Genomic DNA, 12,898 nt, shown 5'->3' on the forward strand with positions numbered 1-12,898 from the left:
TCGGTTTATTGCCGTCTCTGTATCACAGTGCAGGTTTCTTGTGAACTTTTCCACACTCCTGCCTTGATCAATTCTGCAATGGCCCCCACGAGGGATCGCTGCCACCGTCCGGCGTACGCACCGGGCGCAGGTTCCGACCCGAGATATCCACCGAATACAATGTTGCCCGGCCACCGGCCCCTTGGGTTTCGCGGGTGAACATGATGACCCGGCCGTTGGGGGACCAGGTCGGACCTTCATCCAGGAACGACGATGTCAGCAGCCTTTCTTCGCTGCCATCCGTTCGCATGACACCGATGTGGAAACGGCCCTTGTTCTGCTTGGTAAAGGCGATCAAATCGCCGCGCGGCGACCAGACCGGTGTGCCATAGCGGCCTTGCCCAAAACTGATACGGGTCGCCTCGCCTCCATTGGCGGGCATTATGTAAAGCTGCGGCGTGCCGGATCGGTCGCTTTCGAACACAATCTGCGACCCGTCCGGCGAATAGCTGGGGGCCGTTTCAATTGCCGGGGTGTTGGTCAGTCGCGTGCTTTGACCCGAAGCCAGATCCATTCTCCAAAGGTCCGTGTTGCCGCCCTGGATCAAAGAATACACGATCGAACGCCCATCCGGCGAAAAGCGGGGCGAAAAGCTCATCGTGCCGTCCTGGGTATTCAGCTCGGTCCGTCTGACCCGATCAACATCCAGCACGTAGATGCGCGGCTGGCCGGTTTCATAACTGGTGTAAAGCAGCCTGTCACCTGTGGGTGAAAACCGCGGGGCCAGAACAATGGCCGAGCTGTCCGTGAGGTACTGCACATTCGCGCCATCGTAATCCATGATCGCCAAGCGCTTCAGCCGCTGATCCTTTGGCCCGCTTTCTGACACAAACGCCACGCGGCTGTCGAAGTAACTGCCCTCGCCTGTGATCCGGCTATAGACCTGATCAGAGACCTTGTGCGCCATGCGCCGCCAGCCGTCAGTCGTGCCAGCGAATTGAAGCCCATTGCCCAGTTCCTGCCCCGAAAACACATCCCAAACCCGGAACCGCACGGTCAGACGGTTGCCCGAGACGTTTACCGCCCCGGTCACAAGCGCCTCGGCATTGATAGCCTTCCAATCCGCAAACTGTACCGGAGAATCAAAACTGCTGACACGGCTGATGAACGCATCGGCAGAGATTTCGCGGAACAGCCCGGTGCCGGTCAGGTCAGCTGCGACAACCCGAGTGATGTCATTGGCATATTGCGCCGCCGCCGGTCCGTCGGGCACGAAATTCGGCACCGCAAAGGGCAGCGGTTCAATGATCCCCTGATCCAGTTCCAGGCGCAATGGCCCGCTTTGGGCGTAGACCGGCGCTGTCAATATCGTCAGGCCGAGCAACAGGCTGGTCACAAATCTTATCATTTTATCCGCATCCTCTCGGGATTGAATGTAATCTCAATATCCTGCCATTGCTCGTATTTTTCAGCAGGCAGGGTGTATCCTTTGGCCCCACAGCGCAAAATCGCCCGTCGTGCGGCCTCAAAAGCCTGATTTGCCGACGCAGCCGTACCGCCTGAGCTGTCGATCATGCGCAGACTCCCCCCGACAACTTTGCCATCCGGGGTCAGCGAAAATGCCACAACCACCACCGTCTGTAACGCATCGGTAGACAAAGAGCCCACATTCCAGCACTGCGATACGGCAAGGCGCATGGCGTCTTTCTCTCCGCTCGTCAACGGCGGGCCGGACGGTGCAGTGTTTTGCCCCAGCGCCTCGGCCAGAGCATCATCAATTGCGGTGTCGTTCTGCGCAGGCTCGGGCGGGGTCGGGTCCTGTTCTTCGGCTACCTCAGGCTCAGCCGGGGGCGCAGGCCGGTTCGGTCGCACTCGCGGTCGTGGGGATGTGCGCGGTGCGTTTTCTTTTGTTTCTTCGGCTTCGGTCACGATTTGATCGGTGGCCTCTTCCGGGGCGGTTTGATCCTGCTGCTCTTGCTGGGTTTCGGAGCCGTCATCCAGCGATACGGCGGGTGTTTCCACCTCATCGGGCTGAGCCTCTGGCGGCGGCGGAGCGATGGGCTGTGGTGCGACTTTATCGGCCGGGCGTGGCTGAGCCTCGGGGCCCGGAGGAACTGGCAAAGTCTCAGACACGGTTTCTGGCTGATCCAGTGTAGGGGGCTCTTCGACCAATTCGGGTTCAGGGGGTGCCTCAACTGGTTCCGGCACGGGATCGGGGTCAGGTTCTGGCGGTGTCACAACCTCGGGCGGCGTCAGCTCCTCCTCCGTCGCTTCGGGTGGCGTCACATCTTCCGTAGGCGCTTCGGGAGGCTGTAACGCCGATGGGGTTGGCACCTCGGGCGCGGTGCTCTGCGCGGTCAGTGCAGCAAACTGCTCAGCCGACACCACCGAAACCTCCTGTACCGCCATCGGCAAGGGCTCGGACCGAAAGGTGCCGCCAAACAGGGCCCACCCAATCAAGGTGACATGGGCAATAGCTGAGATCTTGGTGCCGGTATCCACCGCGCGGCCTCACTCTCCACCTTCGTCCAAGGCTGGCCCACCGGTGTCTGTCACCAGGCCCACATTGGAAAACCCACCTGCATTCAGCGCGCCCATGACCTGCATCACCTGCGCATAGGGGATAGATCCATCCGCCCGCAGGAACACGCGGTCACTGCTGCGTTCTGCCGCGATGGCGCGTAGCTTGCCAATCAACTCCTGCCGCAAAACATCCGTAGTCTGAATCTGTACCCGTCCATCTGCGGTCAGCGTCACGGTCAGAGGTTCCTCATTATCCCCGGGCAGCGCGCTGGCTGCCGTTTTCGGCAGATCGACCGGCACGCCCACGGTCAGCAAAGGTGCGGCCACCATGAAAATGATCAGCAGCACCAGCATCACATCAACGAATGGCGTTACGTTGATCTCGGCCATGGGTTGCGCGCGACCACGGCGGCGCCCCCGCCTGCGTCCGTTACCGCCTCCGTTCTGTTGAACAGCCGCACCCATGTCAGCTGTCCAATTGCCGCGAGAGGATCGTGGCGAATTCGTCGGCAAAAGCCTCGTAACCGCCGACAATCCGATCACTATCCGCACTAAGCTTGTTGTAGAATATAACCGCCGGGATCGCGGCCAGCAGGCCCAAGCCCGTCGCCAAAAGCGCCTCGGCAATACCGGGTGCGACGACGGCCAGGTTGGTGTTCTGTTGCTCGGCAATCTCGATAAAGGCGTTCATGATGCCCCAGACGGTGCCGAACAGGCCGATGAACGGCGCGGTCGAGCCTACGGTGGCTAAGATGGACAATCCCTTTTGCAGCGTCTCGGCCTCTTTCGCGATGGCGACATCCATCGAGCGGTCAATCCGCGCGGTGGCCCCGGCGATGAGACCGCCATCAGTCCGATGCGATCGCCGCCATTCGATCATGCCGGCCGCAAATATCTTCTCCGAACTGCCATCCGGTTGAGTTCCGATCTGGTCGAACAATTCATCCAGAGGGTTACCTGACCAGAAGCTTTCGTCAAACACCTGCGCCTCGCGCCGTGCGGCGCGGTAGTTGATCAGTTTTTGAATGATGATCGCCCACGACCAGATGGATGCAGCAATCAGCATCAGCATCACAAGTTTGACGATAAATGTCGCGCGGGCATACAGCCCCCACATGGAGAAGTCGATCTCCTGCGCCAGCGCCAGCGTTTCAGCTTCCATGAACCTGCTCTTTGTTTTGCCTGAGGGCCGTTCGTTTGGCCTTGTTTTTCCAAACGCTAACCCAGATGGTTATGAAAAGCCAACAGAACCACTTCGGCCTCGCATTTTGTTACAGCAATGCGCGAATCTCTGCCGGAAGGCGTACGGGCTTTCCCTGTGCATTCATGCATACAGCGGTGACTGTTGCGCGAAAAATCTCGGTTTCGCCGCGCTTTATCAGCTGTCCCATCATCAGCCGAACGCCGGACCGCGAGATAAAGCGGGTCTCCACCGTCAGTTCGTCCTCGAACCTCGCGGTTGCCAGATAGTCTGCCTCGATCCGCCGGACGACCCAGACGATCCCCTCATCACGCATGGCGTTCTGATCATTTCCCAGCTGGCGCACGTAGTCCGACCGCGCACGTTCTATATATTTGAGGTAGTTCGCGTGATAAACCACGCCGCCCATGTCGGTGTCTTCATAATAGACCCGCACGGAATAGACGTGCTTCTTCTGCTCGGGTTCTTGGTCGGTCATAGGGGACGGTCCGATCTTTCAATACTGTTGAAATTTGCTGACGCGGGACGCAACATGCCTCACATATATATAGCCCCGCGTGCAATCCCCGTATGACAACAATTTTGCATGCCGCTATTTCGGAGAAAGAGTTTTTTCACCTGCTGACTTATTTAACGGCTAAGCCTAGTGCGCGAGCAGAGTTGGATCAGAAAGGGGTCACTGAACTGGGCGTTTCGACGCTCTGACACCCCGGACGCCTGTGTCCTACTGCACTGGCTTCATCCGCGCAAACAACCGCAGCGCATGGGACGCTTCCCGCGCCGCGCCGGGCAGAACAGGGTCATAAGCCGCCCGGATCAACTCGGCTATGTCTGGCCGCAGAACCGTCGTTTGCCCCGCCACAGCCAAGGGCGATTGCGACCGAAAGGCCGTGTCCGACCACAATAGAATGGTCTGTACCACCTGGCTCAGCGCTAGGGTTTCCGCCGGAACCTTCGACAATTCATTATCCATCCTCAGAAAGACAAAAGCCGCGCGGATCGCGCCATCCTCTTCGAACCGAAAGACCCGATACTGATTGGCGTCCGCCGCCACCAAACGGTCCACCAAGGGTGCCAGATCCGGGATCAAACGGTCGAGGTCGGGAACCTCCAGCAACTCCTGCCAGTCGCGAAAAAAGAAGACCATGCAATTGGCGCCCAGCTCTGGATCGGTCTCGGCCATCTTGTGCCCGGCCAATGCCACCACTGCCTCGAACGCGCCTTTGACGGTGGACAGGGTCGCATCCTCAACGCCAAAAACAATGGGAACAATAGGTCGCCCCCAACGGGCAAACAGAAAATCACCATTTTCGCGTGTAAACAGCGCCTCGATCTGATCGGGTGTCACGCCCTGCCCCCAGTGTTTCAAACAAAGCCGCCAGAGCCTTAAAGTCTAATGGCGTGCAGTTCAACCAAACAGATCGCTCTGTCGCTTGGGGGCCACCATGCCCAGATGCGTCCATGCTTTTTGCGCCAGCATCCGACCGCGTGGCGTGCGCTGTATCAGGCCCTGCTGCAACAGATATGGCTCAATCACTTCCTCCAGCGAATCCCGGCTCTCGGACAGGGCTGCCGACAAGGTTTCGATCCCCACTGGTCCACCGGCGTAGTTTTCGGCGATCAGTTTCAGATACCTGCGGTCTGCCCCGTCCAGACCCAGATTATCGACCCCCAGCCGCGTCAACGCACCATCGGCCAGATCACGGGTGATCCGCCCGTCCCCTTCGACAATCGCAAAGTCCACAACCCGGCGCAGCAAACGCCCGGCGATCCGCGGTGTCCCGCGTGAGCGGCGGGCGATCTCGCGCGCGCCATCATCTTCGGCAGGCGCACCCAGTTTGCGGGCGTTACGGGTGACGATCTCGTGCAGCTCATCAACAGTGTAGAACTGCAAGCGCGTTGGTATCCCGAAACGGTCGCGCAAAGGGGTCGTCAACAATCCCATCCGCGTCGTTGCCCCAACAAGCGTGAACGGCTGCAACTCGATGCGCACGGTGCGGGCGGCTGGCCCCTCACCGATCACGAGGTCCAGTTCGAAATCCTCCATTGCGGGGTACAAGACCTCTTCGACCGCAGGGTTCAAACGGTGAATCTCGTCAATGAACAGAACGTCCCGCGATTCCAGATTGGTCAGGATCGCAGCCAGATCGCCCGCCTTAGCCAACACGGGTCCTGAAGTCATTCGAAAGTTCACCCCCAACTCCCGCGCCATGATTTGCGCCAGAGTGGTTTTTCCCAATCCCGGAGGGCCATGAAACAGCGTGTGATCCATCGCCTCACCCCGCTGACGAGCCGACTGGATAAAGATACGCAGGTTGGCTCGGGCTTCGGCCTGACCGATGAACTCATCCAGACCCTGCGGGCGCAGGGCGCGGTCATTGTCCTCGGGCAGCGGGTCCGGGCGCAGGGTGGGGTCGGCATCTACCATTTTATCACCCTCTCATTCAGCTTTTAGGGGCAAGCAGTTTCAGCGCAGCCCGGATCAGGTCAGCCTCACCCGCATCGGGCTGGCTGGCCGCTGCTTCGGCCACTGCAGAGGCCGCATCTGAAGGTCCGTAACCAAGGTTGCCAAGCGCTGACAGCGCCCCGGCCGAGGCTGCCGCCGCGCCCGAAACCGCCTTCGCCGCTCGCTTTGGCGCTGCGGTTGGTTCGGTCAGGTCGACAACATCCAGCTCTGGCCCCTCCATCGCCTCAGTCACAGTCCCGCCCATCGCCATTACACCCGGGGCTTTGTCCTTTAGGTCCAGCACAATCCGTTGCGCCGTCTTGGGCCCGACCCCCTTGGCCGCTTTGACGGCACCCCAGTCGCCCAGAGCAATCGCCCGGCTTACCCCATCCGGCCCAAGCGCCGACAGGATGGCCAGCGATACCTTGGCCCCGACGCCCTGAACCGAGCACAGCAACCGGTGCCATTCCTTTTCGACCAGCGACAGGAAGCCATAAAGCTGCATCAAATCCTCCCGCACGACCATATCGGTGTAAATCGATACAGCCTCCCCCACACCCGGCAAGGCCGCCATCGTCCGGTCCGAGCAATAGACGATATAGCCGACACCGCGCACATCGATCAGCACGTGATCCGCCGCGCGATAATCCAGCCGTCCCGTCAATTTCCCGATCATACCCGCACCTCTTTGATCCGCGCTTGCGGCGTTGCACCGTAATACGAGTGGCAGATGGCAATCGCCAGTGCATCCGCAGCATCCGCCCCCTTGGGTTGGCAGCCCGGCAATTGCAGTTTGACCATGTGAAGAACCTGCTCTTTTTCGGCGTGACCGACGCCCACAACCGTCTTCTTTACGCGATTGGGGGCATACTCACCCACTGGCAAACCTGCCTTGGCCAAGGTGAGCAACGCCACGCCCCGCGCCTGACCCAGCTTCAGCGTACCCGCGCCATCCTTGTTCACAAAGGTCTGTTCGATAGCCGCCTGATCCGGTCGATGCTCGGCAATGACCTCAATGATTTGGTTGTGCAGGGACAGCAATCGCTCGCCCAGATCGTCACCGTCCGATTTGCACAAGCCGTTGGCAACATGGCTCAGACGGCTGCCATGCGATTCGATGACGCCCCACCCCAGGGTTCTAAGCCCCGGATCAATGCCCAGAATTCGCATGTTATGCCTCGGTCTGCTCGGGTTTTTGTGACCTTTGTTTCCGGATAGCACGAAGCATGAACATTTTCCAAGCGATTTGACTCGTCATCCGAAAACGACACGCCTGTCTCACCAACGACAGAACGGCCTGTTTGCGACAACGAAAAGCCTGGAATCGACACGATTTATGAAGCAAAATGACCAACAAATTAAGGGAATTTCGCGAAAATCGGGCATTGCAAAAACTGCATAGGACACATGCAATTTTTGCACTTGCTAAGCGATTTTGACGACACTAGATGCCGCTCAGATTGGATGGTCGAGACCTAAACTTAAGACAGAAGGAAACAGGATATGGCTGCACTGGACACTACCCGCGCCACCACTGGCTCGTTCGGCCTCGTTGGCCGTATCGGCGCAACATTTGCATCGGTTGTTAACGCCGTTGTCGAATGGAATGACGCCCGTGTGACCCGCAACACGCTGAGCGGTCTGACGGATCGTGAGCTGGACGATATCGGCCTGTGCCGTGGCGATATTGACGTCGTGGCTGAGGGTCGTCGCTAAGACGAATTTACCACTCTCTCGCCCCACATCGGGCGCAAAAGAACGCCGCGCATCCCGCAATGCGCGGCGTTTTTTGTGAAAGCCTTTGAGGATTATTTTATGAAACTGTTGATCTGCGTTGCAAGGAACGCTGACACAGGATCGATTTGCATCACCCAGGCACCGGCTTGTTCAACAGGCGTTCCCAATGCCAGGTTATCAACGCGATACTGGTAGGCCGATGAGCCCAGGCTGCTCAGCAAAAAAACCTTGAACGCGAACAATCCGGCAAGGCAGATCAAAAGCAGCTTTGCCGGAACTGCCGAACGGACTCGCTGCGGTTTCATCACGACAAGACCATCTTTGCGCATCGTAGCGCGATAGCCCCGGCTGAGCTTTGCGTGTTTCTTGTTCAGGCGATGAATGCGCCGATCAAATTCCAGTTGTTTTCCCGTCATGGCAGCCTCCAAAAAACCGCCCCCGTAACCACAGTAAGACGGTAGTTGCAGATTGCGACAAAAAGGAGGCAAGAATCCAAGAAACTCCTGTAAATGGTCTAATTTCAGCCTTGTTTGCTTAATATCAGCGTCGTCCACTCACCAATCTTATCGTTTTTAATAAGATTGAACCCATTTTGAAGATAAACCGATATCACGTCATCGGCCTGTTCATTGAGGATTCCCGACAAGATCGCATATCCACCGATCCGCAGATTCGCCGCGATTTCCGGGGACAATGCGACAAGAGGACCTTTGAGAATATTCGCGAAAATCAAATCGTAGGGCGCACGCGCTTGCAAGTCCGGATGGTCGAAACCAGCGGCTTCTACGCAGTGGACCTGCCCTGCCATGTCATTGGCCTTGAGGTTGGCCTCGGCAACATCTACGGCGACCTGATCAATGTCACTTGCGATGATATCGCCGTCCCAAACCCGTGCCGCCGCCATGGCCAGAACCGCGGTTCCACATCCGATATCAGCCACTTTGGTCGCCGAGAACCCCGTATCCAGCAAGTAATCCAGCGCCTTGAGGCACCCCAATGTCGTGCCGTGGTGCCCTGTGCCAAAGGCCATCGCAGCCTCGATCAGCAGCGGTATGCGCCCTTCGGGCAGTTTTTCGGCATCATGGCTTCCATACACAAAGAACCGCCCCGCCTCGACCGGGGCCAGTTCGCGGCGCACATGGGCCACCCAATCGGTTTCGGGCAGTTCTGACACCACAAACGGTTTTGCTTGGAACGCAACGGCCAGAACAGCCAACGCCGCTTCATCCGGTGCCTCTGTGAAATAGCCACCAACTTCCCAAAGGCCCGAACCATCTTCGACCTCGAAAACGCCGACACCCGTGGGTTCGGGGTTCAGGCGTTCCATCGCTTGACCCAAACTGTCGGCGGCTTTTTTGCCTTTCAGCGTCGTAAGCGCGGTGAATGTGGGCATTTCGGCCTCCTGTCTCAGTTGAGACAGCGCCTAGGATGTGCGCCAGTCAAGGTCAAGCTCTGCCGGCTATTCCGCCGGGGCCGGTGCGTATTTTGACAGAATTGTTTCATTGCCCGGCTCGGGGTGGCGTGGAATCAACATTGACAGCAGTAACGACACGATGGCCATCGCCGCAGCCAAGCCAAAAACCGCACCGGGGGACACGACCCAAAGCAAGCCGAGCAAGGCAGGCAAAAACACCGCAGCAATGTGATTGATGGTAAATGCCACGGCCGCTGTGGGCGCAATATCTGCGGGATCCGCGATTTTCTGGAAATAGGTTTTCAAAGCCAATGCCAGCGCGAACAGAACGTGGTCGATCACATATAGGATCGCTGCCAGCACTACGCCCCAGCCGAACCAGTAGATGCCACCATAGGCCGCGAAGACGATCGCAAGACCCGTATATTCAAAGATCAGGGTCCGGCGTTCACCGAACCTTGCGACCGCTTTGCCCAACAAAGGCGCGGCGGCCATGTTGATCATGAGGTTGATCAGGTAAAGGCTGGTCAGTTCATGGACCTGAAAGCCGAATTTCTCGACCATCATGAAGCCCGCGAAAACAACGAAGATCTGGCGCCGGGCTCCGGCCATAAACTGCAGCGCGTAATACAACCAATACCGTTTGCGCAGGATGAGTTTCTTGGTCTGCGGCGTCGGCGCATTAAACTGCGGATAGGCGAACAGGCAAAACAACGCCAGCAGGGCAGTCATCCCTCCGGCAGCCATGAAAACGACATTGTACGACAGGTCGAACCGGTCCCAAGTCAGCACAATCAAGCCATAAACCACAGCCGTCGCCGCCGATCCCATGGCCACCAGCCATCCCAATATCTGCGGGGCACGGTCTTTTGGCAGCCATTGCAATTGCAGCGATTGGTTTACAGTCTCGTAGTAATGAAACCCAATCGAACTGAACAGCGTGACGAACAGCAATCCACCAAGGCTGGGAAACCACGCGGTCACCGCTGTCGCCACCCCAAGCATCATCAGCGAAATCATCGCCAGTACCTGCTCGCGGACAAAGATTATCACGGCGATCACGCCAACTGCCAGAAATCCGGGAATCTCACGTACCGTATGCAGCAGGCCGATATCGGCGCCGTCAAAATTCGCCACCTCGATGACAAAGTTGTTCAGCAGGGCGCTCCACCCATTGAACGCGATGGGCATGGTCAATGCCATCATGAACAACAACGTCACAGGACGTCGCCAGAACGGCAGGCTCTGCGCCTCAGAGAGTGGCATGGGTTTTAACATGCACCCCGTCTACGCCCATTTATTCTGTTTGGCGAGAACGTATCGCCGCACAAACGCCCTGCATTGGCGCAGGGTCAGTAAAAACTCTGTGGGTCGATGTCCACGGTCAGTCGTATGTCACCTTTCAGGCGTAGCGGATTGATCCAGCGTGTGATCGCGTCTTGAATAGGTGCTCCCTTGGGTGCCTTGACCAACAAACGCACACGATGCCGGCCACGAATACGCGCAATTGGGGCAGGAGCAGGTCCAAAGACCTGCGCCCCGATCTCGCGCAGGGGCGCATCGTTTCGGGCCAAGGCGTTGCCGATATCAAAGACCGACCCGACCTCTGGCCCGGACAGTACGATCCCGGCCATTCGTCCGTAAGGCGGTACGCCTGCAGCTTGTCGTCCAGCAGCCTCGGTTTTCCAAAACCCTTCTTCATCACCCGACAGGATAGCCCGGATCACGGGGTGTTCCGGCTGAAAAGTCTGCAACAAGGCCTGCCCCGGTTTGTCTGCCCGTCCAGCCCGCCCCGCAACTTGCCGCATCAGTTGGAATGTCCGCTCAGCCGCGCGTAAGTCGGCCCCGTGAAGGCTGAGATCCGCGTCAATAACACCGACCAGTGTCAGCTTGGGAAAGTTGTGCCCCTTGGCAACAAGTTGCGTACCGATGATGATATCTGCATCACCCTGGGCAATGTCTTCGATCTTGGCTTTCAATGCGCGCGCAGACCCAAACAGATCAGAGCTCAGCATCGCGATTTTCGCATCAGGAAAGGTCGCCTCAGCCTCTTCTGCCAACCGCTCGATCCCGGGCCCGATCGGAGCGAGTTTGCCCTCGACCCCGCAAGAGGGGCAAGCTTCGGGCATCGGTTTGGTTTCTCCGCATTGATGGCACATCAGGCGTTTGAGAAAACGATGTTCGACCATCCGGGCGTCACAGTGGTCGCAGGCGATCTGCTCACCGCATGCCCGGCACAGCGTCACGGGCGCATAGCCACGGCGGTTGATAAACAGCAGCGACTGCTCACCCTTTTCGATCCGCTGCAGAACCGCCTGCCGCAGGGACGGTGAAATCCACGTTCCCGGCTGCATTTGCTCGGCCCGCATGTCTATGGCGTTCATCTCGGGGAGCACCGCCGCACCAAACCGCGAGGTCAGGTCAATCCGGTCATACTTTCCGGCTTCGGCATTGGCCCAGCTTTCAAGCGATGGCGTTGCACTGGCGAGGATCACACGCGCACCGCAGATGGCAGAACGCAGAACCGCCATATCACGGGCGCTGTAATGCACCCCGTCTTCCTGTTTGTACGAGGTATCGTGTTCCTCATCGACAACAACAAGGCCAAGATCGCGAAACGGAAGGAACAAGGCCGACCGCGCGCCTACCACCAGTTGCGCATCACCCTGCCCGACCATTCGCCAGACCCGGCGGCGCTCGGTCATGGTTGCGCCTGAATGCCACTCAGCCGGGCGCGCACCAAACCTTGCCTCGACGCGCGTCAGGAATTCCGCGGTCAGCGCAATTTCCGGCAACAGAACCAGCGCCTGCCGCCCCATGCGCAGCGCTTCGGCCACGGCCTCAAGGTATACTTCGGTCTTGCCTGATCCGGTCACGCCTTTCAGCAGTGTTGTGCCGTAATCGCCGGTCCGCTGGCCTGCCTGCAGTTTGGCAACTGCCTCTGCCTGATCCTCGGTCAACACCTTACCCGGCAAATCCGGGTCCAGATGCGGATAGGGCAGATCGCGGGGGCTGTCCTCTTCGCGCACGGCCCCCTGCTTGACCAGCCCCTTCACAACCGAAGACGTCACCCCCGCCTGTTCGGCCAATTCCTTCAGCGTGAACGCCAGCCCGCCGTAGTCCTGCAACACCCCAAGCACGCGGGTTCTCGCGTCGGTCATCCGATCCGGCTGAGCCTGCCCCAAACGGTAGATTTTTCGCATTGATGGTGGGTCACCCAGACCCGGTGCCCGTGTCGCCAAACGCAACATCGCCGGCATTGGCGTCAGCGTGTAATCCGCAACTTTCCCCAAGAAAACCCGCATCTCTTCGCGCATCGGCGCGACCTCAAGCACCCGGATCACCGAACGCGCCTTGGCCAGGTCAAAGCCACCCTGCCCCGGGCCCCAGACCACGCCCAGCACCTTGCGCGGCCCCAATGGCACCTCGACAAACGCACCCAGAAAACACCCGCCCTCGGGCGATTTGTAATCCAGCGTCCGGTCCAGCGGCTGCGTTGTCAGCACCGCCACCAGCTCGCCTTGGTCGAAATACTCCTGAGTGCTCACCGCATATCCTAGGCAAGGGGGTTTCAGCATGTCCTTCTTTGGGGTAAAGC

The 12,898-nt window shown here is 58.7% G+C and carries 14 protein-coding genes; 1 reads left to right on the top strand and 13 read right to left on the bottom strand.

What is annotated here, in order from left to right; all coding sequences use genetic code 11:
* Positions 1 to 67: 67 nt before the first annotated feature.
* From tolB to ruvC, 9 genes are all read right to left on the bottom strand, one after another.
* Positions 68 to 1,387, bottom strand: a complete 1,320-nt coding sequence (gene tolB / locus LCM21_RS05035) for a Tol-Pal system beta propeller repeat protein TolB (protein WP_224889587.1) — start codon at positions 1,385 to 1,387, stop codon at positions 68 to 70.
* The gene (locus LCM21_RS05040; RefSeq protein ID WP_224889588.1) at positions 1,384 to 2,481 is read right to left on the bottom strand and encodes an energy transducer TonB; all 1,098 of its coding nucleotides are present in this window, start codon (positions 2,479 to 2,481) and stop codon (positions 1,384 to 1,386) included. The genes tolB and LCM21_RS05040 overlap by 4 nt, the downstream gene beginning before the upstream one ends.
* A 9-nt stretch (positions 2,482 to 2,490) precedes the next feature.
* On the bottom strand, positions 2,491 to 2,967 hold the full coding sequence (gene tolR, locus LCM21_RS05045; protein ID WP_068337650.1) for a protein TolR: 477 nt from the start codon (positions 2,965 to 2,967) through the stop codon (positions 2,491 to 2,493).
* Position 2,968: 1 nt separating this feature from the next.
* Positions 2,969 to 3,664, bottom strand: a complete 696-nt coding sequence (gene tolQ / locus LCM21_RS05050) for a protein TolQ (protein ID WP_068337653.1) — start codon at positions 3,662 to 3,664, stop codon at positions 2,969 to 2,971.
* A 109-nt stretch (positions 3,665 to 3,773) separates the two neighbouring features.
* On the bottom strand, positions 3,774 to 4,181 hold the full coding sequence (gene ybgC / locus LCM21_RS05055; RefSeq protein WP_068337654.1) for a tol-pal system-associated acyl-CoA thioesterase: 408 nt from the start codon (positions 4,179 to 4,181) through the stop codon (positions 3,774 to 3,776).
* 246 nt (positions 4,182 to 4,427) lie between these two features.
* Positions 4,428 to 5,051: a hypothetical protein gene (locus LCM21_RS05060; protein ID WP_224889589.1), complete on the bottom strand. Its 624-nt coding sequence runs from the start codon at positions 5,049 to 5,051 to the stop codon at positions 4,428 to 4,430.
* A 60-nt stretch (positions 5,052 to 5,111) separates the two neighbouring features.
* Complete coding sequence (gene ruvB / locus LCM21_RS05065; protein WP_224889590.1) at positions 5,112 to 6,131, bottom strand: Holliday junction branch migration DNA helicase RuvB; 1,020 nt, start codon at positions 6,129 to 6,131, stop codon at positions 5,112 to 5,114.
* A gap of 16 nt (positions 6,132 to 6,147) precedes the next feature.
* Positions 6,148 to 6,825: a Holliday junction branch migration protein RuvA gene (ruvA, locus tag LCM21_RS05070; protein WP_068337662.1), complete on the bottom strand. Its 678-nt coding sequence runs from the start codon at positions 6,823 to 6,825 to the stop codon at positions 6,148 to 6,150.
* On the bottom strand, positions 6,822 to 7,319 hold the full coding sequence (ruvC, locus tag LCM21_RS05075; RefSeq protein ID WP_224889591.1) for a crossover junction endodeoxyribonuclease RuvC: 498 nt from the start codon (positions 7,317 to 7,319) through the stop codon (positions 6,822 to 6,824). Before ruvC ends, ruvA begins: the two co-directional genes overlap by 4 nt.
* 333 nt (positions 7,320 to 7,652) lie before the next feature.
* Here ruvC and LCM21_RS05080 point away from each other — a divergent pair, with 333 nt between their 5' ends.
* Positions 7,653 to 7,865: a DUF1127 domain-containing protein gene (locus tag LCM21_RS05080; RefSeq protein ID WP_068337885.1), complete on the top strand. Its 213-nt coding sequence runs from the start codon at positions 7,653 to 7,655 to the stop codon at positions 7,863 to 7,865.
* A 92-nt stretch (positions 7,866 to 7,957) separates the two neighbouring features.
* On the opposite strand, the gene LCM21_RS05085 is transcribed toward LCM21_RS05080, so the two are convergent.
* The 4 genes from LCM21_RS05085 to LCM21_RS05100 all read right to left on the bottom strand — a co-directional run bounded on the left by LCM21_RS05085 (position 7,958) and on the right by LCM21_RS05100 (position 12,848).
* Complete coding sequence (locus LCM21_RS05085; RefSeq protein WP_224889592.1) at positions 7,958 to 8,440, bottom strand: hypothetical protein; 483 nt, start codon at positions 8,438 to 8,440, stop codon at positions 7,958 to 7,960.
* On the bottom strand, positions 8,407 to 9,279 hold the full coding sequence (locus LCM21_RS05090; RefSeq protein WP_224889593.1) for a 50S ribosomal protein L11 methyltransferase: 873 nt from the start codon (positions 9,277 to 9,279) through the stop codon (positions 8,407 to 8,409). Before LCM21_RS05090 ends, LCM21_RS05085 begins: the two co-directional genes overlap by 34 nt.
* Before the next feature lie 66 nt (positions 9,280 to 9,345).
* Positions 9,346 to 10,578: an MFS transporter gene (locus tag LCM21_RS05095; protein ID WP_068337673.1), complete on the bottom strand. Its 1,233-nt coding sequence runs from the start codon at positions 10,576 to 10,578 to the stop codon at positions 9,346 to 9,348.
* A 74-nt stretch (positions 10,579 to 10,652) separates the two neighbouring features.
* Entirely contained in the window at positions 10,653 to 12,848 is a 2,196-nt protein-coding gene (locus tag LCM21_RS05100) for a primosomal protein N' (RefSeq protein ID WP_224889594.1), read from the bottom strand.
* Positions 12,849 to 12,898: the final 50 nt, after the last annotated feature.

It is taken from the genome of Ruegeria profundi (assembly GCF_020171505.1).
In the GTDB taxonomy this organism is placed as follows: Bacteria; Pseudomonadota; Alphaproteobacteria; order Rhodobacterales; family Rhodobacteraceae; genus Ruegeria; species Ruegeria profundi.